This is a genomic window from Tabrizicola soli (genome assembly GCF_015999335.1).
In the GTDB taxonomy this organism is placed as follows: domain Bacteria; phylum Pseudomonadota; class Alphaproteobacteria; order Rhodobacterales; family Rhodobacteraceae; genus Tabrizicola; species Tabrizicola soli.
Map to the genome: position 1 here is coordinate 127,562 of NZ_JAEACP010000002.1, position 23,784 is coordinate 151,345.

26 protein-coding genes and 2 tRNA genes are annotated in these 23,784 nt (G+C 68.0%); 13 read left to right on the plus strand and 15 right to left on the minus strand.

Features of this window, described 5'->3' with window-relative positions:
* Positions 1-3 precede the first annotated feature (3 nt).
* The 5 genes from I7S92_RS02555 to I7S92_RS02575 form a co-directional block, all read right to left on the minus strand.
* Positions 4-510, minus strand: coding sequence for a division/cell wall cluster transcriptional repressor MraZ (locus tag I7S92_RS02555; RefSeq protein WP_197641907.1), 507 nt, complete (start codon positions 508-510; stop codon positions 4-6).
* A gap of 606 nt (positions 511-1,116) precedes the next feature.
* Complete coding sequence (locus I7S92_RS02560; protein WP_354001296.1) at positions 1,117-1,680, minus strand: TetR/AcrR family transcriptional regulator; 564 nt, start codon at positions 1,678-1,680, stop codon at positions 1,117-1,119.
* 65 nt (positions 1,681-1,745) lie between these two features.
* The gene (locus I7S92_RS02565) at positions 1,746-2,204 is read right to left on the minus strand and encodes a VOC family protein (RefSeq protein WP_197641909.1); all 459 of its coding nucleotides are present in this window, start codon (positions 2,202-2,204) and stop codon (positions 1,746-1,748) included.
* 9 nt (positions 2,205-2,213) lie between these two features.
* On the minus strand, positions 2,214-2,690 hold the full coding sequence (locus I7S92_RS02570) for a VOC family protein (protein ID WP_197641910.1): 477 nt from the start codon (positions 2,688-2,690) through the stop codon (positions 2,214-2,216).
* Between the two features lie 95 nt (positions 2,691-2,785).
* Complete coding sequence (locus I7S92_RS02575; RefSeq protein WP_197641911.1) at positions 2,786-3,859, minus strand: Mrp/NBP35 family ATP-binding protein; 1,074 nt, start codon at positions 3,857-3,859, stop codon at positions 2,786-2,788.
* Between the two features lie 251 nt (positions 3,860-4,110).
* Between I7S92_RS02575 and I7S92_RS02580 the strand changes: the two genes are divergently transcribed.
* A complete protein-coding gene (locus tag I7S92_RS02580; RefSeq protein WP_197641912.1) occupies positions 4,111-4,326 on the plus strand; it encodes a DUF1127 domain-containing protein in 216 nt (71 codons plus the stop codon).
* A 458-nt stretch (positions 4,327-4,784) separates the two neighbouring features.
* Positions 4,785-5,930, plus strand: coding sequence for a benzoate/H(+) symporter BenE family transporter (locus tag I7S92_RS02585; RefSeq protein WP_197641913.1), 1,146 nt, complete (start codon positions 4,785-4,787; stop codon positions 5,928-5,930).
* Positions 5,931-5,981: 51 nt separating this feature from the next.
* Here I7S92_RS02585 and I7S92_RS02590 read toward each other — a convergent pair whose 3' ends face one another.
* A complete protein-coding gene (locus tag I7S92_RS02590) occupies positions 5,982-8,384 on the minus strand; it encodes an ATP-dependent helicase (RefSeq protein ID WP_197641914.1) in 2,403 nt (800 codons plus the stop codon).
* Between the two features lie 199 nt (positions 8,385-8,583).
* Here I7S92_RS02590 and I7S92_RS02595 point away from each other — a divergent pair, with 199 nt between their 5' ends.
* Positions 8,584-12,045, plus strand: a complete 3,462-nt coding sequence (locus I7S92_RS02595) for a pyruvate carboxylase (protein ID WP_197641915.1) — start codon at positions 8,584-8,586, stop codon at positions 12,043-12,045.
* Between the two features lie 46 nt (positions 12,046-12,091).
* On the opposite strand, the gene I7S92_RS02600 is transcribed toward I7S92_RS02595, so the two are convergent.
* A complete protein-coding gene (locus tag I7S92_RS02600; protein ID WP_197641916.1) occupies positions 12,092-12,289 on the minus strand; it encodes a CsbD family protein in 198 nt (65 codons plus the stop codon).
* Between the two features lie 164 nt (positions 12,290-12,453).
* On the minus strand, positions 12,454-12,702 hold the full coding sequence (locus tag I7S92_RS02605) for an EF-hand domain-containing protein (RefSeq protein WP_197641917.1): 249 nt from the start codon (positions 12,700-12,702) through the stop codon (positions 12,454-12,456).
* 298 nt (positions 12,703-13,000) lie between these two features.
* On the opposite strand from I7S92_RS02605, the gene I7S92_RS02610 reads away from it, so the two are divergent.
* The 4 genes from I7S92_RS02610 (at position 13,001) to I7S92_RS02625 (ending at position 15,393) form a co-directional block, all read left to right on the plus strand.
* Positions 13,001-13,075 (plus strand) — tRNA-Gly (locus I7S92_RS02610).
* A gap of 110 nt (positions 13,076-13,185) precedes the next feature.
* Entirely contained in the window at positions 13,186-13,773 is a 588-nt protein-coding gene (hisB, locus tag I7S92_RS02615) for an imidazoleglycerol-phosphate dehydratase HisB (protein WP_197641918.1), read from the plus strand.
* A gap of 73 nt (positions 13,774-13,846) precedes the next feature.
* Positions 13,847-14,488 carry an imidazole glycerol phosphate synthase subunit HisH gene (hisH, locus tag I7S92_RS02620; RefSeq protein WP_197641919.1) on the plus strand — a complete coding sequence of 214 codons (642 nt, stop codon included), beginning with the start codon at positions 13,847-13,849 and terminating at the stop codon, positions 14,486-14,488.
* Positions 14,485-15,393 (plus strand): glutaminase, encoded by a 909-nt coding sequence (locus tag I7S92_RS02625; RefSeq protein WP_197641920.1) that lies wholly within the window; start codon positions 14,485-14,487, stop codon positions 15,391-15,393. Before hisH ends, I7S92_RS02625 begins: the two co-directional genes overlap by 4 nt.
* Here I7S92_RS02625 and I7S92_RS02630 read toward each other — a convergent pair.
* Genes I7S92_RS02630 through I7S92_RS02640 form a run of 3 tightly spaced genes read right to left on the minus strand, consistent with a single transcriptional unit; the run spans position 15,390 to position 17,137 of the window.
* Positions 15,390-15,797 (minus strand): VOC family protein, encoded by a 408-nt coding sequence (locus I7S92_RS02630; RefSeq protein ID WP_197641921.1) that lies wholly within the window; start codon positions 15,795-15,797, stop codon positions 15,390-15,392. The two genes, I7S92_RS02625 and I7S92_RS02630, sit on opposite strands and share 4 nt — an antisense overlap.
* A 31-nt stretch (positions 15,798-15,828) precedes the next feature.
* Positions 15,829-16,698, minus strand: coding sequence for a DMT family transporter (locus I7S92_RS02635; RefSeq protein WP_197641922.1), 870 nt, complete (start codon positions 16,696-16,698; stop codon positions 15,829-15,831).
* Between the two features lie 49 nt (positions 16,699-16,747).
* Entirely contained in the window at positions 16,748-17,137 is a 390-nt protein-coding gene (locus I7S92_RS02640; protein WP_197641923.1) for a DUF2147 domain-containing protein, read from the minus strand.
* Between the two features lie 144 nt (positions 17,138-17,281).
* Here I7S92_RS02640 and hisA point away from each other — a divergent pair, with 144 nt between their 5' ends.
* The 3 genes from hisA to I7S92_RS02655 all read left to right on the plus strand — a co-directional run bounded on the left by hisA (position 17,282) and on the right by I7S92_RS02655 (position 19,368).
* A complete protein-coding gene (gene hisA / locus I7S92_RS02645; protein ID WP_197641924.1) occupies positions 17,282-18,001 on the plus strand; it encodes a 1-(5-phosphoribosyl)-5-[(5-phosphoribosylamino)methylideneamino]imidazole-4-carboxamide isomerase in 720 nt (239 codons plus the stop codon).
* A 303-nt stretch (positions 18,002-18,304) separates the two neighbouring features.
* Positions 18,305-19,066, plus strand: coding sequence for an imidazole glycerol phosphate synthase subunit HisF (hisF, locus tag I7S92_RS02650; RefSeq protein WP_197641925.1), 762 nt, complete (start codon positions 18,305-18,307; stop codon positions 19,064-19,066).
* Entirely contained in the window at positions 19,063-19,368 is a 306-nt protein-coding gene (locus I7S92_RS02655; RefSeq protein WP_197641926.1) for a phosphoribosyl-ATP diphosphatase, read from the plus strand. Before hisF ends, I7S92_RS02655 begins: the two co-directional genes overlap by 4 nt.
* Positions 19,369-19,437: 69 nt before the next feature.
* On the opposite strand, the gene I7S92_RS02660 is transcribed toward I7S92_RS02655, so the two are convergent.
* Complete coding sequence (locus I7S92_RS02660) at positions 19,438-19,845, minus strand: CoA-binding protein (RefSeq protein WP_197641927.1); 408 nt, start codon at positions 19,843-19,845, stop codon at positions 19,438-19,440.
* Positions 19,846-20,003: 158 nt separating this feature from the next.
* Positions 20,004-20,792, minus strand: coding sequence for a 23S rRNA (guanosine(2251)-2'-O)-methyltransferase RlmB (gene rlmB, locus I7S92_RS02665; protein WP_197641928.1), 789 nt, complete (start codon positions 20,790-20,792; stop codon positions 20,004-20,006).
* Positions 20,793-20,911: 119 nt separating this feature from the next.
* Between rlmB and I7S92_RS02670 the strand changes: the two genes are divergently transcribed.
* Positions 20,912-20,995 (plus strand) — tRNA-Tyr (locus I7S92_RS02670).
* A gap of 65 nt (positions 20,996-21,060) precedes the next feature.
* Here I7S92_RS02670 and I7S92_RS02675 read toward each other — a convergent pair.
* The gene (locus tag I7S92_RS02675; RefSeq protein ID WP_386003232.1) at positions 21,061-21,501 is read right to left on the minus strand and encodes a PACE efflux transporter; all 441 of its coding nucleotides are present in this window, start codon (positions 21,499-21,501) and stop codon (positions 21,061-21,063) included.
* Between the two features lie 138 nt (positions 21,502-21,639).
* On the opposite strand from I7S92_RS02675, the gene I7S92_RS02680 reads away from it, so the two are divergent.
* Together I7S92_RS02680 and I7S92_RS02685 are read left to right on the plus strand one after the other, a co-directional pair.
* The gene (locus tag I7S92_RS02680) at positions 21,640-22,434 is read left to right on the plus strand and encodes a dimethylarginine dimethylaminohydrolase family protein (RefSeq protein WP_197641929.1); all 795 of its coding nucleotides are present in this window, start codon (positions 21,640-21,642) and stop codon (positions 22,432-22,434) included.
* Positions 22,431-23,405 carry a GT-B fold glycosyltransferase domain-containing protein gene (locus I7S92_RS02685; protein ID WP_197641930.1) on the plus strand — a complete coding sequence of 325 codons (975 nt, stop codon included), beginning with the start codon at positions 22,431-22,433 and terminating at the stop codon, positions 23,403-23,405. The genes I7S92_RS02680 and I7S92_RS02685 overlap by 4 nt, the downstream gene beginning before the upstream one ends.
* Before the next feature lie 2 nt (positions 23,406-23,407).
* Here I7S92_RS02685 and I7S92_RS02690 read toward each other — a convergent pair whose 3' ends face one another.
* Complete coding sequence (locus I7S92_RS02690; RefSeq protein WP_197641931.1) at positions 23,408-23,563, minus strand: hypothetical protein; 156 nt, start codon at positions 23,561-23,563, stop codon at positions 23,408-23,410.
* Between the last annotated feature and the right edge of the window lie 221 nt (positions 23,564-23,784).

Below are 23,784 nucleotides of genomic sequence, written 5' to 3' on the forward strand. Positions count from 1 at the left end.
GGCCTACCCCGTCCGCTTGTGCCGCCCGACAAGGGTCAGCGGGTCGATGTCGTCATCCTCGTCATCCTCGGCCAGCTCGGCGTCATAGACCTCGCGGCGATAGAGGCGGAAACGGTTGGTGAAGCCGGCGAAGGCGGCCTCGGCGTCCGAAGGCAGGTCGCCCGCAAAGCCCATCTTCTCGCGCACGCGCGGGGGCAGGACGATGCGGCCGTCGGCGTCGATCTCGACCATCACGGAGCGGCTGATCAGGTCGCGCTCGGCGCGGGTGCGCTCGGGCGAGCCCATCTCCATCGCCTCGATATCCTCGGCCAGCCGGTCGGCGCCGTGCTTGGAATAGCATTCGACGAAGGTCCGCGCCTTGCCGCCGTAGACCAGGTAGAGGCGCGCGCCGCCCTTCTCGCCCTTCTGGGGATCGTCGGAATTCAGGATGGCGCGGAAGGCGGCCGGGATCGAAACCCGGGCCTTGGCATCTACCTTCTGGTAGAACTCGCCTCTGAACGCCTCTGCCATGCCTTTCGGCCTTCCAAAATGTCCGTCGAGCCCGGGGCGATGGAATGAAAAAGGCGGATCGGGTTGCTGCCACTACCCGATCCGCCGCTGTCCCATCGCTGGGCGTCCAGCTACGCGCGCCACCTGGGGGAGATGTCTGCTCGCTCGCGCGCCGGATCTGTGTCGCCGATGAAAGGGGCTGCCTGTATGAAGGTGCCTTACGCCTTGGTTCGGGGTCTTTTAGCCGCCCCTGCCATTCACTGCCCATCGCATCGTCGTGAGCTCAAAGTGCATGGGATTACATGGGAACGCAAGGGAAAATTTGGGCGACCAGCCCTGCATCTTGTGCTGGCGGGGGGCCGGGTCCAGCATTTTGTATTGGATTTCGCTGCAAAGATCCAAGCTGTGGGAAGAACCTCCCAAGAACTCCGCTAGATATTGTGGATCGCTCACAGCGGATGACGGTCCCGTGATTTCCCGGAATTCGGGCCGAGGGGATGGAAGCCTCGGGCAAAAACCATGGTCATCCGCCGTTTCTGCCCGGAATCACCCGTCCCGACTAGTACTTTGCCCGGCCTTTCCCATGAAATCCCGGAGGCTGTGATTCGAAATCCCCAGTGGCCCCCGTCAGGCCGGACGGCCGAACAGAAGCCGCAGGTAGCGCTCCAGATGGTCGAACGCCTCACGCGCGGGGGCGGGATCGTCCAGCGCCTTGGCCAGCACGATGCCGCCCTGCACCGCGACCTGGACCATCCGGCCCAGGCTTTCGGCCGTCACCCCCGCCACCGGATGCGCGGCAAGCGCGGCGGCGAGGTGGGCGCGGACATGGTCGACGCCCGAGCGGATGCTGGCCGCCGCCGCCGCCCGGATCGGGGGCGAGCTTTCATACGCCTCCTGCACCGTTGTCCCGGCGACGCAGGAAAACTCGGGGATCGGCATCTCCAGAAGCTGGCGCCGCAGGTCGAGATAGGCCAGCACCCGGTCCAGCGGATCGGGCAGACTGTTGTAGGCATGGGCCGCGAACATCGCGCCGGTGGTTTCGGTCCAGTCCTCGATCAGGGCGACGCCCAGGGCCTCTTTCGACGGGAAATGGTGGAAGAAGGCGCCCTTGGTCACCCCGGCGGCGGCGCAGAGGTCGTCGACGCTGGTGGCCGCAAAGCCCTTGTGGCGAACCAGCGCGCGCGCGGCCACGCACCCCCCCCCGCCCCCCACGCCCCCGGGTACCCCGGCCCGTTACGGCACTGCCGCGCCTGTCGTCATGGCCCCTTGTCCCAGAGTGCGGGATCGGGTGTCAACACGGCCCATTTCAGCCCGAAGGGATCGGCCAGCAGGCCCCAGGTATCGCCCCAGAACTGCCGCTCATAGGGCGCGAGCACCGTGCAGCCTGCCGCGACCGCCCGGTCCCACCACATCTGCCCATCCGGCACGACCAGTTGCAGATGCCCGCGCGGCATCGGGCTGTCCGAGGCCCGGGTGCCCGACATGTCGCTGTAATCGGTCAGCATCAGCGCGCCGCCGTTGATCTCGAGCTGCAGGTGCATGAACTTGCCGGGTTCTCCCTCCATCGGCATCCGGCCGATGTCGCGGGCGGCGAAGGCCTTCTCGTAGAAGGCGGCCGCCGCGCCGCATTGGCCGGCAAGGCCGAGATACGGGATCACGCCCTGCATGATACGGTCGCCGGGCCGATAGCGTTGCTCTTGCGGAATGTCGCTCATCCTGGCCCCCTATGCCGCTGCGGCCTGGACGGCGGCCAGGTCGATCTTGCCCATCTGCATCACCGCCGCCAGCGCCCGCTCGGCCCGGGCGCGGTCGGGCTGCAGCATCAGGCGCGAGACCTCGGCCGGGACCACCTGCCAGGACAGACCATAGCGGTCCTTCAGCCAGCCGCAGGGGCCGTGGCTGCCCCCATCCGCGGCCAGCGCCTCCCATAGGCGGTCGGTCTCGGCCTGATCGGGGGTCTCGACCATGATCGAGACGCATTCGGAGAGCGGGAACGTCGGGCCCGCGTCGAGGATCTGGTAGGGCACGCCGCGCAGGATGAAATCCACCACCTCGAAATGCATGTTGCCATCGGGGCCCCCGTTGTCGCTGGCATAGAAGCCGGTGACGCGGCTGTCGGGGATCAGGGAACAGTAGAACTCGGCGGCCTCGCGGCCACGGCCGTTGAACCACAGGACGGTACGGATCGGTTGGGTCATCATCTGGTCCTCCTCTAACCACAATGATACCAACCAGTCGGTATGCATACAAACCAAAAGAAACCCCGGCAGCGGAAAGCTGCCGGGGCCGGGGCAGGTCAGGCCATGCCGCCGGCGATCAGGCGGCGGGCAAGGGCGCGATAGGGCTCGGCCAGCGGGCTGTCGGTCGCGGCGATGGGGGTGCCGCTGTCGCCGGCCACGCGCACGTCCAGCGCCAGCGGCAACTCGCCCAGGAAGGGCAGGTCCAGCTTCCTCGCCTCGGCCGCAACGCCGCCATGGCCGAAGATCGGGGTGACATGGCCGCAGTTCGGGCAGCAGAAGGTGGACATGTTCTCGATCAGGCCCAGGACCGGGGTCTTCAGCTTGGAGAACATGTCCAACGCCTTGCGCGCATCCAGCAGCGCCACGTCCTGCGGGGTGGAGACGACCAGCGCCCCGGTCAGCTGCGTGCGCTGCGCCAGCGTCAGCTGCACATCCCCCGTCCCCGGCGGCAGGTCGATGATCAGGATATCCAGCTTGCCCCAGGCCACCTGCCCCAGAAGCTGCTGCAGCGCCCCCATCAGCATCGGGCCGCGCCAGATCACGGCCTCGTTCTCCTTCAGCATCAGCCCGATCGACATCATGGTGACGCCATGCGCGACCAGAGGCTCGATGGTCTTGCCATCGGGAGAGGCGGGACGCTGGTTCACCCCCATCATCTTCGGCTGGCTCGGCCCGTGGATGTCGGCATCCAGCAGCCCGACCCGCCGCCCCTCCCGCGCCAGCGCCACGGCCAGGTTCGAGGCGACGGTGGATTTCCCCACGCCGCCCTTGCCGCTGGCGATGGCGATGATCCGGTCGATCCCCGAGATCCGCTGCGGCCCGCCCTGCTGCGGCGTCGGGTGCTGGCCGATCTTCAGGCTGGGCGGGGCAGCCTTTGGCGCCGGACCATGCGCCGTCATCACCACCTGGACCGAGGTCACGCCGGGCAGCGCCTTCAGCCGCGCCTCGGCCTCGGCCTGGACGGGGCCCAGCGTGCGGGCCTCGTCCGGCGTCGCCGCCTCGATCACGAAGCGGACCGCGCCGCCCTCGACCGACAGGGCGCGAATCAGGTCGCGTCCGACCAGGTCCCCCCCGCCGGGCAGCGGAACCCCCGCCAGAACCCGCGTCACCGCTTCCCGATCGAGTGCCATTGCATCCCCCGCCATCGAACTCCTGACCCTTATCGTCGTGATTATCGCGCAGAGAGGCAAGACCTGTTGACCAGTTGCTCAAAATTTCGGCGAAGGCATTAAAAAAGCATGAATATTTCGCGACGAGAGCCATGCGGATGCCGCATGGCAGCATTGCAGCCGGGGGCTATTGTGCAGTTGCAGCATAAGGTCCATCTTGCCCTCAACAGCGCAACAGAACGCCGCTGAAGCACTACAGAGGCTCATACGAGATGGCATACGTCAACAGCACCCGCGTCGCCCAGAAAGGTCTTCTCGACCGGCTGGCAGACCTCAAGGACCGCGTCCTGGCCGCGATCCAGGCCCGCAGGCTCTATGCCCAGACCGTGGCTGAACTGAACGCCCTGAGCGACCGCGACCTCGCGGATCTCGGCATCAGCCGGCTCGGCATCGTCGAAGTGGCGCGCGAGGCCGCCTTCGGCAAGTAAGGTTTCGTGAAGGCCCCCTCCTCCTCCCTGGGGCCTGTACGATCGGCGGCGATGCCCTCCTCCTCCCTGGCATCGCCGTCCCTTCCCTTCGGGGGCACCAGCCCCCAGAGATCCGGGTGACCCTCTCCTCCTCCCTTGGGTCATCTGGCGGCGGCGGCCCCTCTCCTCCTCCCTCGGGGTCGCCGCACAAACCATCCGGGCCGTCGTGGCCCAGAGATTGGATGCCCCCTCCTCCTCCCTGGGGCGTTCGATACCGCGGCAGCGCCCCTCCTCCTCCCGGGCGCTGCCGCCCCCATCCGGGGCCATGTGCCCCACCGGCTTCGGATGCCCTCTCCTCCTCCCTTGGGCATCTGGACCAGCGGCGGCCCCTCTCCTCCTCCCTCGGGGTCGCCGCCTCTCTCCCCCTTGCAGCCCTGTCCCCGCCACCGGATAGTCCCCCGAACGCGTTCGGGGGTGACATGCGGGTTTCGGTGATTTCGGCGGCGACGGTCGCGGCCCTTGTGGGTTACGCGGCCAGCGTGGCCATCGTGCTGGCCGCGGCCAACGCGCTGGGGGCGACGGAGGCGCAGGCGGCAAGCTGGCTGCTGGCGGTGTCGCTGGCCAAGGCGGCGGGCTCGGCCTTCCTCTCCTTCCGCTACCGGGTGCCGGTGGTGCTGGCCTGGTCCACTCCCGGCGCTGCGCTGATCGCCGCGACCGAGGGCATCACCCTGGCCGAGGGCGTGGGCGCCTTCATCGTCGCCGGCCTTCTGATCGCCGCCACCGGCCTGATCCGGCCGCTGGGCGCGCTGGTCGCGCGCATCCCCGACGGAATCGCGGCCGGGATGCTGGCGGGCGTGCTTCTGCCGTTCTGCCTGAAGGGCGCTGGCGCGGCCGAGGCTCTTCCCGCCGTGGTCCTGCCGATGATCGCGGTCTTTCTTCTGGTGCGGCTGCTCAACCCCGCTCTGGCGGTGCTGGCGGCCTTTGCCACCGGCATCCTGCTGGCGCTCGCCACGGGGGCGGATGTCTCGACCCTCGCCCTTGCCGCGCCGGTGCTGGAGCCGGTCGCCCCCGAGTTCCGGCTCTCGGTCCTGCTCGGCCTCGGGTTGCCGCTCTATCTTGTCACCATGGCCTCGCAGAACCTGCCCGGCTTCGCCACCCTGCGCGCGGCGGGATACGAGCCGCCGGTCACGCCGGCGCTGACGGTGACGGGGCTTCTGTCGGCGGTGACGGCCCCGTTCGGGGCGCATACGGTCAGCATGGCGGCGATCACGGCGGCGATCTGCCTGGGGCCGGACGTCCACCCCGAGAAGGAACGCCGCTGGATCGTGGGCCTGGCCTATGCCGGAGCCTGGGTGATTCTGGGGCTGCTGAGCCCTGCGGTGCTGCAACTGCTGGCCGCGCTGCCCGGCCCGATGGTGCTGGCGCTGGTGGCGCTGGCGCTGCTCTCGCCGCTGATGGGCGCGCTGACGGCGGGGTTCGCCCTGCCCGAACAGCGATTCGCGGCGGTGCTGACCCTGGCGGTCACCGCTTCGGGCGTCGCGGCCTTCGGCATCGGCGCGGCGTTCTGGGGGCTGGTGGCCGGAATCGGCGCGCAGGGGCTGGACCGGCTGAAATCCGGGCGCTGAACGATTTCCGAACGGAAATCGTGCCGAATTCCGTTCGGAATTCGGTTGCGCCTAGAAGGGAACGTCGTCCACCTGATCGGCCGGAATCACCCAGCGCGCGACGACCTTCTTCAGCCCGGCGCGGTCGAATTCCACGTCCAGCTTGTCGCCTTCGATCCCGACGATCTCGCCATAGCCGAATTTCTGGTGGAACACCCGGTCGCCCAGCACATAGGGCGACAGCGCCTCGGCGTCGATCACCACGTGCCGCGCTTCCACCGGCTGCCGGATCGGCCGATGCGACTGATTCTCCTGCATCCGCCGCCAGCCGGGCGAATTGTAGACATCGGCCTTGGACACCCGGTCCTCGAGGCTGGAGCCAAAGCCCACCTGTGCCGCCGCACCATAGCCGCCGCCGTAAAGGCCCGGCGCGGTCAGCACTTCGACATGGTCGGGCGGCAGCTCGTCGATGAAGCGCGAGGGAAGCTGGCTTTGCCACTGGCCATAGACCCGCCGGTTCGAGGCGAAGCTGATCGTGCACAACTCCTCGGCCCGGGTGATGCCGACATAGGCCAGACGCCGCTCCTCCTCCAGCCCCTTCACGCCCGATTCGTCCATGCTGCGCTGGCTGGGGAAAAGCCCATCCTCCCAGCCCGGCAGGAAGACCACCGGAAACTCCAGCCCCTTGGCGGCGTGGAGGGTCATGATCGTGACCTTTTCCTCCGCCCCTTCGGTGTCGTTGTCCATGATGAGGCTGACGTGTTCAAGGAAGCCCTGCAGGTTGTCGAACTGCTCCAGCGCCTTCACGAGTTCCTTCAGGTTGTCGAGCCGCCCCGGAGCCTCGGGCGTCTTGTCGTTCTGCCACATCTCGGTGTAGCCCGATTCGTCCAGGATCGTCTCGGCCAGCCGGATATGGTCGTATTCGGGGTGGAAGGTCGCGGCGTGCCAGCGGTCCACGCCTTCGACGAAGGCGCGAAGCTGCGCCGCCCCCTTGCCGGGGATCACGCCCTTGGCCAAGGCTTCCCGCGCGCCGTCCAGAAGCGGCACACCCGCCGCCCGCGCCAGCACGTTGATCTTCGATTGCGCCGTGTCACCCAGCCCTCGCTTCGGCAGGTTCACCACCCGTTCGAAGGCGAGGTCGTCGTCGGGCGAGACCGCAAGCCGGAAATAGGCCATCGCGTCGCGGATTTCCTGGCGTTCGTAGAAGCGCGGCCCACCGATCACGCGGTAGGGCAGGCCGATGGTCAGGAAACGGTCCTCGAAGGCGCGCATCTGGTGGCTGGCGCGAACGAGGATCGCCTGCCGGTTCAGGTCCACCGGCTCCATGCCCCTTGTGCCGCGCTGGATCGCCTCGATCTCCTCGCCGATCCAGCGCGCTTCCTCCTCGCCGTCCCAATGGCCGATGAGGCGGACTTTCTCGCCCAGGGCCCCGGCCGTCCACAGCGTCTTGCCCAGCCGTCCCGCGTTCTTTGCGATGAGCCCCGAAGCCGCCGCAAGGATATGGCCGGTCGAGCGGTAGTTCTGCTCCAGCCGGATCACCTGCGCGCTGGGGAAATCCTTCTCGAACCGCAGGATGTTGCCGACCTCTGCGCCGCGCCAGCCGTAGATCGACTGGTCGTCGTCGCCGACACAACAGATGTTCTTGTGCGCCTGTGCCAGGAGCCGCAGCCAGAGATACTGGGCGACGTTGGTGTCCTGGTATTCGTCGACGAGGATGTAGCGGAACCAGCGCTGATACTGTTGCAGTACGTCCGGGTAGTTCTGGAAAATCATCACGCAGTGCAGCAGGAGGTCGCCGAAATCGGTGGCGTTCAGTGTCTTCAGCCGGTCCTGATAGGCGGCGTAAAGCTCGGTCCCCCGGTTGTTGTAGGCGGAAGCTTCGGACGACGGCACCTTCTCCGGCGTCCAGGCGCGGTTTTTCCAGCCGTCGATCAGCCCAGCCAGCATCCGGGCGGGCCAGCGCTTCTCGTCGATGTTCGCCGCCAGCACCAGCTGCTTTAACAGCCGAAGCTGGTCGTCGGTGTCGAGAATGGTGAAGTTCGGCTTCAGACCCACCAGCTCGGCATGCCGCCGCAGGATCTTGACCGATATGGCGTGGAAAGTGCCCATCCACTGGAGGCCGTGGTCGCGCAAGAGGTGTTGCAGCACAAAAGGCGTGCGATGAAGTCGGTCCTTCATCTCCCGCGCCGCCTTATTTGTGAATGTCACCGCAAGGATCTCGCGTGAAGTGCACTTACCCAAGGTGAGCAGGTGCGCTACTCGCGCCATAAGTGCTTTCGTCTTGCCGGTGCCCGCGCCTGCCAGCATTAGCACCGGGCCGTCCAAAGCTTCTACAGCCGCACGCTGGGCTGAATTAAGATCATTCAAATAGTCAAAGTTTTGCGCAGCCTGCGCGCGCCCCGCCATCGCCCGCTGCGACAGCGGCACCGGGGCGGCGGCAGCCGCGAATGCCTCGTCTTCATCCCATCCGTTCATCCCGCCAGTATATACGCATCCCCGGCCGGGGAAAGGCCCGCGTTCACCGATTGTTCAGGCCCCGCATCCCGTCGCAGGGCCGCGCCGAAACCACGCAGCGGCGGACTGTCGCATTTCTGTCGGAAAACGGCGGCAAACCCCCTTGTGCTGCACCGCAGCGCCCCTAATCTGCCCCCGTTCTGCCCCGGGGAGGCCGCCAATGCCTGAGTTCAAGAAGATCCTGATCGCCAACCGCGGCGAGATCGCCATCCGCGTGATGCGTGCCGCGAACGAGCTTGGGAAACGCACCGTCGCGGTCTATGCCGAAGAGGACAAGCTGGGCCTGCACCGCTTCAAGGCCGACGAGGCCTATCGCATCGGCGAGGGCCTGTCGCCGGTGGGCGCCTATCTCTCGATCCCCGAGATCATCCGGGTCGCCAAGATGGCGGGCGCGGATGCGGTGCACCCGGGCTATGGCCTTCTCTCCGAGAACCCGGATTTCGTCGAGGCCTGCGACCAGGCCGGAATCACCTTCATCGGTCCGCAGGCCGAGACGATGCGCGCCCTCGGCGACAAGGCCAGCGCCCGGCGCGTCGCGGTGGCGGCGGGCGTGCCCGTCATCCCGGCGACCGAGGTGCTGGGCGACGACATGGCGAAGATCAAGAAACAGGCCAAAGAGATCGGCTATCCCTTGATGCTCAAGGCCAGCTGGGGCGGCGGCGGGCGCGGGATGCGTCCGATCCTCTCCGAGGACGAGCTCGAGGCCAAGGTGCGCGAGGGCCGGCGCGAGGCCGAGGCCGCCTTCGGCAATGGCGAGGGCTACCTGGAAAAGATGATCCTGCGCGCCCGCCATGTCGAGGTGCAGATCCTCGGCGACAAGGCCGGCAACGTCTGGCACCTGTGGGAGCGGGACTGCACCGTGCAGCGCCGCAACCAGAAGGTGGTCGAACGCGCCCCCGCGCCCTACCTCACGCAGGAACAGCGCGAGGAAGTCTGCGAGATGGCCAAGCGCATCTGTTCCCATGTGAACTACGAATGCGCCGGCACCGTCGAATTCCTGATGGATATGGACGAGGGCAAGTTCTACTTCATCGAGGTGAACCCCCGCGTCCAGGTCGAACACACCGTCACCGAGGAGGTGACCGGCATCGACATCGTCCAGGCCCAGATCCTGATCGAGGAAGGCAAGACCCTGCCCGAGGCGACGGGCGTCGCCTCCCAGGCGGAGGTGAAGCTGAACGGCCATGCGCTGCAGTGCCGCGTCACCACCGAGGACCCGCTGAACAACTTCATCCCGGATTATGGCCGCCTGACCGCCTATCGCTCGGCCACCGGCAACGGCATCCGGCTGGACGGCGGCACCGCCTATGCCGGCTCGGTCATCACGCGCTACTATGACTCGCTGCTGGTGAAGGTCACCGCCCATGCCCAGACGCCCGAGAAGGCGATCAGCCGGATGGACCGCGCGCTGCGCGAATTCCGCATCCGCGGCGTGGCCACGAACATCGAGTTCGTGATCAACCTCCTGAAGCACCCGACCTTCCTGGACGACACCTACACGACCAAGTTCATCGACACGACGCCCGAGCTCTTCAACTTCAAGCGCCGCAAGGACCGGGCGACCAAGATCCTGACCTATATCGCCGACATCACGGTGAACGGTCACCCCGAGACGGCGGGCCGCGCCCTGCCCCCGGCCGAGGCCCGCGCGCCGAAGCCCCCGGCGCTGAAGGCCGAACCCGCCTATGGCACGCGCAACCTCCTGGAACAGAAGGGCCCGCAGGCCGTCGCCGACTGGATGAAGGCGCAGACCAAGGTCCTTCTCACCGACACCACGATGCGCGACGGGCACCAGTCCCTGCTGGCCACCCGGATGCGGTCCTTCGACATGATCCGCGTGGCGCCCGCCTATGCCGCGAACCTGCCGCAGCTCTTCTCGGTCGAGTGCTGGGGCGGGGCCACCTTCGACGTGGCCTACCGCTTCCTGCAGGAATGCCCCTGGCAGCGGCTGCGCGACCTGCGCGCCGCCATGCCGAACCTGATGACGCAGATGCTGCTGCGCGCCTCGAACGGGGTGGGCTACACGAACTACCCCGACAACGTGGTGCAGGCCTTCGTGAAACAGGCCGCAGCCTCGGGCGTGGACGTGTTCCGCGTCTTCGACAGCCTGAACTGGGTCGAGAACATGCGCGTCGCGATGGACGCCGTGGTCGAGGCCGGCAAGGTCTGCGAGGGCACGATCTGCTATACCGGCGACCTGCTCGATCCGTCGCGGCCGAAGTACGACCTGAAATACTACGTTGCCATGGGCAAGGAACTGAAGGCCGCCGGCGCGCATGTGCTGGGGCTGAAGGACATGGCGGGCCTTCTGAAACCCGCCGCCGCCCGCGTGCTGGTCAAGGCGCTGAAGCAGGAGGTGGGCCTGCCAATCCACTTCCACACCCATGACACCTCGGGCGCGGGGGCGGCGACGATCCTGGCCGCCTGCGACGCGGGCGTGGATGCGGTGGACGCGGCGATGGACGCCTTCTCGGGCGGGACCTCGCAGCCCTGCCTGGGATCGATCGTCGAGGCGCTGCGCCATACCGAACGCGACACCGGCCTTGATATCGCCGCGATCCGCGAGGTCTCGAACTACTGGGAAGGCGTGCGCAAGCAATACGCCGCCTTCGAATCGGGCCTGCCCGCCCCGGCCTCCGAGGTCTACCTGCACGAGATGCCGGGCGGCCAGTTCACCAACCTCAAGGCCCAGGCCCGCAGCCTCGGCCTCGAGGAACGCTGGCACGAGGTGGCGCAGGCCTATGCCGATGCGAACCGGATGTTCGGCGACATCGTGAAGGTCACGCCCTCGTCCAAGGTCGTGGGCGACATGGCGCTGATGATGGTCGCGCAGGGCCTGACCCGTGCCCAGGTCGAGGATCCGGCCGTGGACGTGGCCTTCCCCGATTCGGTGGTGGACATGCTGAAGGGCAACCTCGGCCAACCGCCGGGCGGCTGGCCGGACGGGATCCTGAAGAAGGTGCTGAAGGGCGACAAGCCGATCAGCGAGCGTCCCGGCGCCTCGCTCGCCCCGGTGAACCTCGACGCCGCGCGGCAGAAGCTCGCGGCCGAGATGAAGGCCGGCGCGGAAGAGGCCGAGGATGCCCAGGTCGATGAAGAGGACCTGAACGGCTATCTGATGTATCCCAAGGTCTTCATGGACTATCGCGCCCGGCACCGGATCTATGGCCCGGTGCGGGTCCTGCCGACACGGACCTTCTTCTACGGGATGCAACCCGGCGACGAGATCAGCGCCGAGATCGACCCAGGCAAGACGCTGGAAATCCGCCTGCAGGCGGTCAGCGAGACCACGGACGAAGGCGAGGTCCGCGTCTTCTTCGAGCTGAACGGCCAGCCCCGGGTGATCCGGGTGCCGAACCGTGCGGTGAAGGCAAAGACGGCGGCGCGGCCCAAGGCGGCCGAGGGCAACCCGGCCCATGTCGGCGCGCCGATGCCGGGCTCCATCGCCTCGGTCGCGGTGTCGGTGGGGCAGAAGGTGCGCGCGGGCGACCTCTTGCTGACGATCGAGGCGATGAAGATGGAAACCGGCCTTCACGCCGACCGCGAGGCGCTGGTGAAGGCGATCCATGTCCATCCCGGCGCGCAGATCGAGGCGAAGGACCTGCTGGTCGAACTGGAGTGAATGCGTAGGGTGGGTGTTTCACCCACCCCACCTGCCGGGTTCCGGCTCAGAAACGGTCGAAGAAGTTGCGGACTTCCCGCTCGGCCTCATCCCGGGTGCGGCCGTACCGCTCCTGGATCAGGCCCGACAGCTTGTCCTTGTGCCCCTCGGCGATGTCGAGCTCGTCATCGGTCAGCTTGCCCCACATGACCTTGGCCTCGCCCTTGATCTGCTTCCACTTGCCTGCGATCTGGTCGTTGTTCATCTCGCGTCTCCTTTGCTGCGCGCCGCGACCTTGCGGCACCATGCCAGACTGACGCGCGCGCCCCACCCCCGGTTCCGGCCCTTGCCCCCGCTCGGCGGCATCCGGCCAAAGGAAAGGGGCCGCCCCTCTCGGGACGGCCCCTCGTCCGATCAACCGGATGTGGCTCAGGCGGCGAAGGCGCCGGCGTCCACAGCGGCTTTCAGCTCTTCGGCCGACAGTTCGCCCGAAGCGTCGGTGTCGGCGGCCTTGAAGGTCTCTTCGGTCACGGCGGCGTAGACAGCCTGGACTTCGGCCAGCGAGAAGGTGCCGTTAGCGTCAGTGTCGACAACTTCCGCAGCCGGAGCGGCGTCTTCAGCGAAAGCGGCGACGGCGGTCAGGGCCGAAGCGGCCAGAACGAGAGCGAACTTCTTCATTTACTTTCTCCAGAATGCGGCAACGCAGCGAAGTGCGGCCGCGCAAGAAGGCCCGATGCCTTCGCGGCGCAAGTTATTAGGATCATTGCCAGATACCAGACTGTTGCAATATCTTCACGCCGGTTTTACCGCCGCATTTCTCCCATTGACGCTGCGCGCGCACTGATGCTGGTGGGCAGATTGCCCTTTCACAAACCGCCCCTCCGACGCCTGAGTCGCAGAAATTTTCGCAGCCGACGCACTTTTCCCCTTGCGGCCATCTGCAGGTCTTTATACATCCCCCCTCGTCCAGACCGGCGCGGGCGTAGCTCAGGGGTAGAGCATAACCTTGCCAAGGTTAGGGTCGTGAGTTCGAATCTCATCGCCCGCTCCAGTCGGACCAGCCAGAGGGCGCCCAACCGGGCGCCCTTTTGCTTTCCCGCAGGTCTTGCCGCAGCCCGCCCAAGGGTTTACCAGCCATCTGGCAACCGCCGGAGATTGCCGATGCGCCAGGCCGAGATCACCCGCACCACCACCGAGACCGCGATCACGGTCAGGGTCGACCTCGACGGCACCGGCCGGCATGACTGCCAGACGGGCGTGGGCTTCTTCGATCACATGCTGGACCAGCTTGCCCGGCACAGCCTGATCGACCTGACGGTGCGCGCGAAGGGCGACCTGCACATCGACGACCACCACACGGTCGAGGATGTGGGCATCGCCCTCGGCCAGGCTCTGGCCAAGGCGCTTGGCGACAAGCGCGGCATCCGCCGCTATGGCCATTTCCGCCTCGCGATGGACGACGCCCAGATCGCCTGCGCGCTCGACCTCTCGGCCCGGCCCTTCCTGATCTGGACCGTCGATTTCCCGACCCCGAAGATCGGCACCTTCGACACCGAACTGGTGCGCGAGTTCTTCCAGGCCCTCTCCACCCATGGCGGCATCACGCTGCATGTGGACCGGCTGCATGGCTTCAACAGCCACCACATCGCCGAGGCCGCGTTCAAATCCGTCGCCCGCGCCCTGCGCGAGGCGGTCGAGACCGATCCCCGCCTTGGCGACGCGCTTCCCTCGACCAAGGGCGCCCTGTGACGGCCGCGCAAATCTTTTCGAAAAGATTTGCAAGAATTTTCGAAAATTCTTGCAGCACCCAGAGACCAGACCGATGCCCCTGACCGCCCTCGTCGACTATGATTCCGGCAACCTGCACTCCGCCGAAAAGGCCTTCCAGCGCATGGCGGCCGAGGTGGGCGGCGGCGAGATCCTCGTGACCTCCCGGCCCGAGGACGTGGCCCGCGCCGACCGCATCGTCCTGCCGGGCGACGGCGCCTTCCCCGCCTGCCGCGCGGCGCTCGGCGCCCATGGCGGGCTGTTCGAGGCGATCGAGGAAGCCGTCGTCCGCAAGGCCCGCCCCTTTCTCGGCATCTGCGTCGGCATGCAGATGCTGGCAAGCCGCGGCCACGAATACCGCCTGACCGAGGGCTTCGGCTGGGTCCCCGGCGACGTGGTCAGGATCGAACCCGCCGACCGCGCGCTCAAGGTCCCGCATATGGGCTGGAACGACCTGATCCTGGACCGGCCGCACCCGGTTCTGGAAGGTATCGAAACCGGCGACCACGCCTATTTCGTCCATTCCTACCATTTCCGCGCCACCGACCCCGGGCATCTCCTAGCCCATTGCGACTATGGCGGGCCGATCACCGCCATCGTCGGCCGCGACAACATCGTCGGCACCCAGTTCCACCCCGAAAAGAGCCAGGCCGCAGGCCTGCGCCTGATCGGCAACTTCCTGCGCTGGACGCCGTGACCGGGACGCTGGCGCAGCATCTGGCCGAGATTGCGGCCGAGATGGCAGCGCGCAGCGAACGGGGCCGCGTGGCCGACTACATCCCCGAGCTTGCCGCCGTCGACCCGGACCAGTTCGGCATCTCGGTCTGCCTGGCCGACGGAACCCAACTCTCGGCCGGGGACAGCGCCACGGCTTTCTCGATCCAGTCGATCTCCAAGGTCTTCGGCCTGGCCATCGCGCTTGGCCGCCTTGGCGACCAGCTCTGGACCCGCGTCCGGCGCGAGCCTTCGGGCCTCGCCTTCAACTCGATCCTCCAGCTCGAGAACGAGGGCGGCATCCCGCGCAACCCCTTCGTCAACGCCGGCGCCATCGTGACCACCGACGCCGCCCTGGGCAAGCGCCCGCCGCGCGAATACCTGGCCGAGCTTCTCGGCTTCGTCCGCGCCGCCGCCGGGGCCGACGACATCCACATCGACCGCAAGGTCGCCCGCTCGGAAACCGAGACCGGCCACCGCAATTTCGCTATGGCGCATTTCCTGAAGGCGCAGGGCAACCTGACGAACCCGCCCGACCACGTCCTCGGCGCCTATTTCCACCAATGCGCCATCGCCATGACGGTGGAGCAGCTGGCCCGCGCTGGCCGCTTCCTGGCCGGGATCCAGCACCTGATCGCGCCCGAGCGCGTGCGCCGGATCAACGCGCTGATGCTGACCTGCGGCCATTACGACGGTTCGGGCGAGTTCGCCTTCCGCGTCGGCCTGCCCGGCAAGTCCGGCGTCGGCGGCGGCATCCTGGCCATCGCCCCCGGCCGCGCCTCGGTCGCGGTCTGGTCGCCGGGGCTGAACGCACAGGGCAATTCCAGGCTGGGCACCGAGGCGCTGGAGATGCTGGCGCGGCGCACCGGCTGGTCGATCTTCGGCTAGGCCTCCCACAGCCGGGGCTCGGCGAATTCCACCGAATTCCCGGCCGGATCGCGCAGGTAAAGCGAGCGTGCCCCGTTCGGCCAGTCGAACTCGGCCTCCACCGTCAGGCCCGCAGCGCCGAACCGCTCGCGCCAGGCCGCGATTTCCTCCCGGCTGGCGGAAAAGCACACATGCCCCGGCCCCCGCGCGCCATGCACCGGCACCGGCAGCGCGGGATTGCCGGACGGATGCTCGGTCGCGTCCGGGTCGAAGACCAGCAGCACTCCCTGCCCCACCCGGAAGAACACATGCCGCCCCGGGACCTTCACGATCACCGGCAGGCCCAGGAGCCCGCCATAGAACGCCTCCGCCGCGCCAAGGTCGGCGGCATAGATCGCGGTCTCCAGGATGGCTTGCGGCTGCATCCCCCCAGCCTGCGCCCCCGGCCCCCGAAGGTCAACGGCCCCGCGTCCGCTCGATCAGCGCCAGCCCGCCCAGGATCAGCGCCAGCCCCGCCAGATGCCGCGCCTCCAGCCGCTCGTCCAGCACCAGCCAGCCCAGGCCCGCCGCCGAGAACGGGATCAGGAAGGTGACCAGCGAGATCGCCGTCGCCCCGGCCCGCGCAAGGATGCGGAAGTAGATGAGATAGGCCAGCGCCGTGGACAACCACGCCAGCCCCAGCACCGCCGCGACCGGCACGGCACCCGGCCAGGGCAGCGCCCAGGGCCGGTCCAGCGCCAGCCAGATCGGGGTCAGCATCACCGTGCTCGCCGTCACCAGCCCCGCCGCGGTTTGCAGGGGCGTCACCCCTGCCCTCCGGAACCGCCGCCCCCAGACCCCGGCCAGGGCATAGAACAGCGCCGCCACCAGGCAGGCCAGCATCGCCGGCAGCGCCCCGCCCAGATCCTCGCCCGCCATCATCGCCAGCACCCCGGCGAACCCGAGCCCCACGCCCGCCGCCTTCATCGGCGACAAGCGTTCATCCTGCGTCGCCAGATGCGCCACCAGCACGGTGAACAAGGGCGTCGTCGCATTGAGAACCGAGGCCAGCGCCCCGGTGATCTGCCCCTGCGCCAGCACGAAAAGGCTGAACGGCACCAGGTTGTTCAGCACTCCCATCACCGCCAGCGCGCCCCAGACCCGCCGGGGTGGCATCCCCTGGCCCGAAAGCCTTGCCGCCAGCACCAGAAGCACCGCCGCCAGCGCCACCCGGCCCCAGACGATGCTGACCGGCGGCAAGCCGGCCAGGGCCAGTTCGTTGAACAAGAAGGACCCGCCCCAAAGCAGGGACAAGCTCCACAGAAGTATCCAGTCGATCGCGCGCATGGCGCCTTGATGCCAGAAGCCGCGCGCCGCCGCGACCCGGAGCTTGCGGCTATTTCACCCGCACCCAGGTCCCGCCGTCGCGGCAGATCCCCAGCATGCAGCCCCTGACCTTCAGGCTGTCCCCCGCCAGCATCATGTCGCCGCCATAGGTCTTGTCCCGGTCCGGCGACCAGATCTTGCCGTCGTCATAAAGCCCGTCCGGATAGGCCACCATATCCCAGACGATGCGCTTGCCGACATTCGGGCTCTCGATCTCCTCGCCCGCGCCGTCGAAGGCACAGACGAGCGTGCCGCAATAGGCCGGGCCGCAGGGCCTGATCTCGACATGGCCGAAATTGCCGTTGTCGTCCTTCCGGGTCTGCCAGACCCCCTCGACCGGATCGGCGGCCGCCGTCCCGGCCAGCAGCGCCAGACCTGCGGCAAAAGCGAAAGCCTTCATGTTGCATCCTCCTCGCAATCTCCCTGCCCGCGACCTTGCGCCACCTGCAAAACCGATCAAGCGTGACGTCGGGTCGCGTCTGGCGGCTTTTCATTCCCCGCGCCCCATGCCAAAGACCGCCCGACCGAAAGCGGAGAGGCTGTCATGATCCTTTACCCGGCCATCGACCTGAAGGACGGCCAGTGCGTCCGGCTCCTGCGCGGCGAGATGTCGGCCGCCACCGTCTTCGGCGACGACCCCGCCGCCCAGGCGCTGAAGTTCCAGGCCGCGGGCTGCGCGTGGCTCCACCTCGTCGACCTGAACGGCGCCTTCGCCGGCCAGCCGGTGAACGCCGCCGCCGTGGAGTCCATCCTGAAGGCCGTTCGCGTGCCCGCCCAGCTCGGCGGCGGCATCCGCGACATGGCGACGATCTCCATGTGGCTGGAAAAGGGGCTTTCCCGCGTGATCCTCGGCACCGTGGCGGTGGAAGACCCCGCCCTGGTGCGCGAGGCCGCCCGCGCCTTCCCCGGCAAGGTCGCCGTGGGCATCGACGCCCGCAAGGGCCGCGTCGCCACGAAGGGCTGGGCCGAGGAGACCGATGTGATGGCCACCGACCTCGCCCGCTCGTTCGAGGACGCGGGCGTCGCCGCGATCATCTACACCGACATCGACCGCGACGGCGCGATGCAGGGCCCGAACATCGAGGCGACCGAGGCGCTCGCCCGCGCCGTGTCGATCCCGGTGATCGCCTCCGGCGGCGTCTCCCGCATGGCGGACCTCCTCGCGCTGCGCGACACCCGGGTCATCGCCGGCGCCATCTCCGGCCGCGCGCTCTACGACGGGGCGATCGACCTGGCCGAGGCGCTGCAGGCTCTCGCGACCTGACCCCCCGGGCCGCTCTGGCTCGCGACGCGCAACCCGCACATTCACCTGTTCATAAATATCCCACGGGGGTTCGGGGGTGTGAAACCCCCGACGGCCCGAGGAGGAGGCGAAGCCCGACGACGAGACAAGGGCTTGCGCGGAACGCGCTCGTTCTGCAAACCGCTCCCACCCGCGACTCCTTTCCAGAAGCTTAACGCCCACATCCAACCCCTTGATTTTCTGTCCGTCGAAATTGCGCCACGCGTGGCGCTGCCCCCCCCAATCCCGCTTGCCTTTCCCGCCCCCACGCGGCATTCCTGCCCCATGCTGAAGACCCGCATCATCCCCTGCCTCGACGTGGCCGACGGTCGCGTGGTGAAAGGCGTGAATTTCGTCGACCTGATCGACGCCGGCGACCCGGTCGAGGCTGCGAAGGCCTACGACGCCGCCGGTGCGGACGAGCTGTGCTTCCTCGACATCATGGCGACCGAGGACAACCGGGCCACGATGCTCGACCTCGTGACCCGCACTGCCGAGCAGTGCTTCATGCCCCTTACCGTCGGCGGCGGGGTGCGGACGCCCGAGGATGTGCGCAAGCTTCTTCTTGCGGGGGCCGACAAGGTCAGCTTCAACTCCGCCGCCGTGGCCGACCCCGAGGTGGTGGCCCGCGCCGCCGACCGTTTCGGCAGCCAGTGCATCGTGGTGGCCATCGACGCCAAGACCGTCTCGCCCGGCAAATGGGAGATCTTCACCCACGGCGGCCGCCGCGCCACCGGAATCGACGCGGTCGACTTCGCCCGCACCGTCGCCGCGAAGGGGGCGGGAGAGATCCTGCTGACCTCGATGGACCGCGACGGCACGAAACAGGGTTTCAACATCCCCCTCACCCGCGCCATCGCGGACGCTGTCGACATTCCCGTCATCGCCAGCGGAGGCGTCGGCACGCTGGACCACCTGGTCGAGGGGATCACCGAGGGCCACGCCTCGGCCGTCCTCGCCGCCTCGATCTTCCACTTCGGCACCTTCACCATCGGCCAGGCCAAGGCCCACATGGCCGCCGCCGGCATCCCCGTGAGGCTGACGTGAGCCTGGAAGCCCTCGCCGCCACCATCGCCGCCCGCAAGGGGGCCGACCCGGAAACCTCCTGGACCGCCAAGCTTCTTGCCAAGGGGCCGGAGAAATGCGCCGAGAAGTTCGGGGAAGAGGCGGTCGAGGCGATCATCGAGGCCGTCAAGGGCGACCGCGCCCGTCTGACGGCCGAGGCCGCGGATGTGCTTTACCACCTCCTCGTCATGCTCGCCGCGCGCGACGTGACCCTTGGCGACGTGCTGGCGGAACTCGACCGCCGCGAAGGCACCTCGGGGATTGCCGAAAAAGCCGGACGCTGACCGATTTCTTCGAAGAAATCGGACCGGAGCCTTCAAGGCTCCGACCCGGAATTTTTGAAAATTCCGGCGCTACAGCCCCAGCCGCGGGATCTCGATCGCCGGGCAGCGGTCCATCACCGCCCTGAGCCCCGCCGCCCTGGCCCGCGCGGCCGCCGCCTCGTCCACCACGCCCAGTTGCATCCAGACCACTTTGGCTCCGGCTGCGATCGCCTGATCCACCACGCCGCCCGCTTCCTCGCTGCGGCGGAAGATGTCCACCATGTCGACCGGCCCCGCCTCGGACAGGCTGGCCACCACCGTCTCGCCCAGTGCCGTCTGGCCTGCCTGGCCGGGGTTGACCGGAATCACCCGGTACCCACGCGCCTTCAGGAAGGCCGCGACCCGGTGGCTTGGCCGGTCGGGTTTCGGCGACCAGCCCACCAGCGCGATGGTCTTGGTCGAGGTCAGGATCTCGCGGATCTCGGAATCGGTCGGCATGATACCCCCTGAAAGAAAAAGGGTGCCAAGGGATCACCCCAGGCACCCAGTCGCGGAACGAGGGACAGTGAAGTCAAGGACGGGGTTCCGGTCCCGTGCCTCCTTACTGTCATTTAGGAATCTGAACGCCCGGTTAAAGGCCCGTCGCAGAGTCGTGATCATCCCCGCGTCGCGGCGTATAGCGATACGGCGGCGGCGTTCGAGACGTTGAGGCTGCCGAAGGCCCCGGCAAAGGGGATGCGGGCCAGCACGTCGCAGGTCTCGCGCGTCCTTTCCCGCAGCCCGGGCCCTTCCGCGCCGAGGACAAGGGCGATCGGCCTGCCGTTCGCGCCCGCCACCGCCTGATCCAGCGTCACCGGAGCCTCGCCGTCCAGCCCGATCAGGGTGAAGCCCATGTCGCGCAGCGCCTCCATCGCCTCGGCCAGGTTCGTCACCTTCAGATAGGGCTGCCGCTCCAGCGCGCCGCTTGCGGTCTTGGCCAGCGCCCCGGTCTCGGGCGCCGAATGATGCTTCGGCGCGATCACGGCGCGCGCGCCGAACACCTCGGCCGAGCGCAGGATCGCACCGACGTTATGCGGGTCCGTCACCCGGTCGAGAAGGACCACCAGCGGCAGCCCCTCGCCCGCCGCACAGACATCGGCGAACCTGCCCCAGTTCAAGGGCTTCACCTCGACCGCCGCACCCTGGTGGACCGAGCCTTCGTCGATCGGCACGTCGAAGCGGCGCGGCTCGACCACTTCCGGGGTCATCCCCGAGGCCGCAACCGCCGCCTCCAGCTTATCGAGCGCGTTCTTAGTCAGCACCAGGCGCAGCTTCTCGCGCTTCGGATTCATCAGCGCGTCGCGCACCGCATGGAGGCCGAAAAGCCAGACGGTCTCCCGCGCCTCGCGCCGCTCGCCGCGTTCCTTCTCGACCACCCAGGCCGGTTTCTTTCCACCCGCCGCCATGTCCCGACCCCATGAAAACCAGCCGGGACCTTTGCGCGGGCCCGCCCCCCGATGCAAGCCGAAAACTTGCCTGACCACCCTTGACGCCCCCCTCCCCCTTGGGTAGACCCACCCCCGGCGGGCGACGAGCTGCAAGGTGCGGCAGGGGACTGTAACTCCCCCGGGGCGACCCACGCCTGGTTCGATTCCAGGGTCGCCCACCATTCCATCCGAATGGTGTACTACAGTTCCGGCCCCGCTCCACGGGCCTTGCGTGGGCGCAAGTGCTTTAGCCGTCCGGGCTCGGCAGCGGTACCGCCAGGTCGTAAAGCCAATTGAAGACAAAGGCATAGACCAGGTAGAAACCGGCCAGCGAGACGTCCATCAGGAAAGCTTCCCACAGCGGCACCGCCAGATACCAGGCGATGAACGGGACCAGGAGAATCAGTAGTCCGGCCTCGAACAGCACCGCATGGGCGGCCCGAAGGCGCAGCGATTTCTTTAGGCCGAGGCCGAGGCGGAGCAGTGCAAGGTCGAAGACCAAGTTGTAGCCATAGGTCCACAGCATCGCCAGCGCGGTGCTGACCAGGGCCACCACACCGAAATGTCCGACATCCACGTCGAAGACCGATCCGCCCAGGGGCGCGACCAGGACCAGCGCGATCAGTTCGAACAGGATCGCGTGGCGCAGGCGGTCGCGCGGGCTTCGCATCTGCACCTTGCCGGCCATGACTCCTGCCCCCAGCGACGGGTCCGTCCCGCCGTCCGGTACCCTAGCCCTTGCGGCCGGGGCCGCAAGCCCGCTGCGCTTCCTCTTGCGGCGCGGCCTCCGGAATGCGACACCCTCGGTCACACTACGGGGTCCGCCATGTCTTTCTCCATCCAATTCACCCATGCCATCACCCGCCGCCCGGCGGCCTCGATCACGCGCGGCCTGCGCGCGGTGGATACCGGCAACCCCGACCTCGCGCTGATGCAGGCGCACCACGACAGCTATATCGCCACCCTGCGCGAGACCGGGGCCACGGTGATCGAACTGCCGCCCCTGGACGCCTATCCCGACAGCGTCTTCGTCGAGGATACCGCGCTTTGCCTGCCGCAGGGCGCTGTCGTCATGCGCCCCGGCGCGCCCTCGCGGCTGGGCGAGGCGGCGGAAATGGCCCCGCATCTGCACGCGCTTTACGGCGAGGTGGTCGGGATCACCGGCGCGGAGAGCTTCATCGAGGGCGGCGACATCCTGGTCACCGAACGCGAGATCCTCGTCGGCCGCTCGGCGCGCACCAATGCCGCGGGCATCGCCGAGCTGGCGCGGCTGGTCGCCCCCTGGGGCCACGAGCTGCGCGAGGTCCACACGCCCCCCGGTGTGCTGCATTTCAAGACCGACTGCTCGCTCCTTGACGTGGACACGATCCTGTCCACCACGCGCCTCTCGGCCTCGGGCTGCTTCGATGGCTACCGGGTGATCGACGTCGCCGAAGGCGAGGAGGCGGCGGCCAACACGATCCGCTTCAACGACCTGGTGCTGATGCCGGCAGGCTTCCCCCGCACCCGCGACGCCATCGCGGCGGCGGGCTATACCGTGCGCGAGATCGGCAATTCGGAATGCGCCAAGCTGGACGGCGGGATGTCCTGCCTGTCGCTGCGGTTCACCCCGCGGAAATGAGCTTCAACATCCTCGCCGTCGGGCAGGCCGGGCGGCTGGAGTTCGAGGCGATCGTGCTCGCGGCCTCGCTGCGCCATTCCGATCCCGGTTTTTCGGGCAGGCTTTTCATCGCCGAGCCGCAGCCGGGCGGCAAATGGCCGGGTGACCCGCGCCTGTCGGACCGCGCCCGGGCGATCCTGACCGGGCTTGGCGCCGAGATCCTGCCCTTTGAGGCGCGGGCCTTCGGCGCCGACTATCCCCAGGGCAACAAGATCGAGGCGCTGCCGGCCCTGCCCGAGGCGCCGTTCCTCTTCCTGGACACCGATACGCTGATCACCGGGCCGGTCTCGGGCATCGCCTTCGACGTCTCCCGCCCCTCGGCCTCGATGCGGCGCGAGAACACCTGGCCGGGGGTGGAGCTTTACGGCCCCACCCCGAGCCAGACCTGGAAATCGCTTTACGACCGCTTCGGCCTGGACTTCGACAGCTCGCTCGACCCGAGCCAGCCCGAGGACTACTGGCAGCGTTTCCTCTACTTCAACGCGGGCTGGTTCTTCCACGAAAGCCCATCCCGCTTCGGCGGCCGTTTCCTCGCTTGGGCGAGAGAGATCCGCGACAACCCGCCTGCGGAACTGGTCTGCCAGGAGCTATTCCCCTGGTTGGACCAGATCACCCTGCCGTTGGTGATCCATTCCTTCGGCGGCGGCCGTCCGGGGCCGGAGCTGGCCGCGCTGGATGGCGCCGCCACCTGTCATTATCGCACCCTGCCGCTCCTCTATGCGCGGGAAAGCGACCGCGCTGTCGCGGTGCTGGAGGAGGTCGCCCGCGACAAGGCGCTGCGCCCCGCCTTGCGCGACTGGGAGGCGCTGCGGGTGATGGTCTACCAGAACCGGGGCCGCAAGGTGCGCGCGCTCTTCGACCGCGACCGCCTGCCGCACCGCGAGCAGGCGATCCGCAACACGCTGAAACGCGAGGGCTTCTGGCTGCGCTAGGCTCAGCTGCCCGGAACCACGCAATCGGCCGCATCCAGCTTCTGCACCGGATCGCTCGGGCCGCACTGGTCGCCCCCGACCGGATACTGCCCGGTCTCCGCGCAGGCCGTCAGGCCAAGGAGCGCCGCAAGAAGTCCGATCGTCACAATCCCTTTCATCGCCACCCTCCGACCCATCCGAATTGCCCGCCCAGACTGCCCCGCCCGGCACACCGCCGCCTTGACGCAAATCAACCGCCCGGCAGCGTAGGGTGCGCTACAGCGCACCTCGGACGGCAGCCGGAAGGATTTCCCTCCGATCCCCCGCAGCAAGCCATTGATTTCCCTATCATCATCCTTCACGACCCGCCCCCGTTGCGCCTGCCCGCATCCTTGCATAC

Coding starts and splice junctions, on each gene's coding strand:
- I7S92_RS02595 (WP_197641915.1), top strand. CDS start 8,584: ATGCCTGAGTTCAAGAAGATCCTGATCGCCAACCGCGGCGAGATCGCC.
- hisF (WP_197641925.1), top strand. CDS start 18,305: ATGCTGAAGACCCGCATCATCCCCTGCCTCGACGTGGCCGACGGTCGC.
- I7S92_RS02605 (WP_197641917.1), bottom strand. CDS start 12,702: ATGAAGAAGTTCGCTCTCGTTCTGGCCGCTTCGGCCCTGACCGCCGTC.
- hisH (WP_197641919.1), top strand. CDS start 13,847: ATGCCCCTGACCGCCCTCGTCGACTATGATTCCGGCAACCTGCACTCC.
- I7S92_RS02685 (WP_197641930.1), top strand. CDS start 22,431: ATGAGCTTCAACATCCTCGCCGTCGGGCAGGCCGGGCGGCTGGAGTTC.
- I7S92_RS02590 (WP_197641914.1), bottom strand. CDS start 8,384: ATGAACGGATGGGATGAAGACGAGGCATTCGCGGCTGCCGCCGCCCCG.
- I7S92_RS02675 (WP_386003232.1), bottom strand. CDS start 21,501: ATGGCCGGCAAGGTGCAGATGCGAAGCCCGCGCGACCGCCTGCGCCAC.
- I7S92_RS02565 (WP_197641909.1), bottom strand. CDS start 2,204: ATGAGCGACATTCCGCAAGAGCAACGCTATCGGCCCGGCGACCGTATC.
- I7S92_RS02635 (WP_197641922.1), bottom strand. CDS start 16,698: ATGCGCGCGATCGACTGGATACTTCTGTGGAGCTTGTCCCTGCTTTGG.
- hisB (WP_197641918.1), top strand. CDS start 13,186: ATGCGCCAGGCCGAGATCACCCGCACCACCACCGAGACCGCGATCACG.
- I7S92_RS02640 (WP_197641923.1), bottom strand. CDS start 17,137: ATGAAGGCTTTCGCTTTTGCCGCAGGTCTGGCGCTGCTGGCCGGGACG.
- I7S92_RS02575 (WP_197641911.1), bottom strand. CDS start 3,859: ATGGCACTCGATCGGGAAGCGGTGACGCGGGTTCTGGCGGGGGTTCCG.
- I7S92_RS02690 (WP_197641931.1), bottom strand. CDS start 23,563: ATGAAAGGGATTGTGACGATCGGACTTCTTGCGGCGCTCCTTGGCCTG.
- I7S92_RS02570 (WP_197641910.1), bottom strand. CDS start 2,690: ATGATGACCCAACCGATCCGTACCGTCCTGTGGTTCAACGGCCGTGGC.
- I7S92_RS02555 (WP_197641907.1), bottom strand. CDS start 510: ATGGCAGAGGCGTTCAGAGGCGAGTTCTACCAGAAGGTAGATGCCAAG.
- I7S92_RS02630 (WP_197641921.1), bottom strand. CDS start 15,797: ATGCAGCCGCAAGCCATCCTGGAGACCGCGATCTATGCCGCCGACCTT.
- I7S92_RS02585 (WP_197641913.1), top strand. CDS start 4,785: ATGCGGGTTTCGGTGATTTCGGCGGCGACGGTCGCGGCCCTTGTGGGT.
- hisA (WP_197641924.1), top strand. CDS start 17,282: ATGATCCTTTACCCGGCCATCGACCTGAAGGACGGCCAGTGCGTCCGG.
- I7S92_RS02660 (WP_197641927.1), bottom strand. CDS start 19,845: ATGCCGACCGATTCCGAGATCCGCGAGATCCTGACCTCGACCAAGACC.
- I7S92_RS02580 (WP_197641912.1), top strand. CDS start 4,111: ATGGCATACGTCAACAGCACCCGCGTCGCCCAGAAAGGTCTTCTCGAC.
- rlmB (WP_197641928.1), bottom strand. CDS start 20,792: ATGGCGGCGGGTGGAAAGAAACCGGCCTGGGTGGTCGAGAAGGAACGC.
- I7S92_RS02600 (WP_197641916.1), bottom strand. CDS start 12,289: ATGAACAACGACCAGATCGCAGGCAAGTGGAAGCAGATCAAGGGCGAG.
- I7S92_RS02680 (WP_197641929.1), top strand. CDS start 21,640: ATGTCTTTCTCCATCCAATTCACCCATGCCATCACCCGCCGCCCGGCG.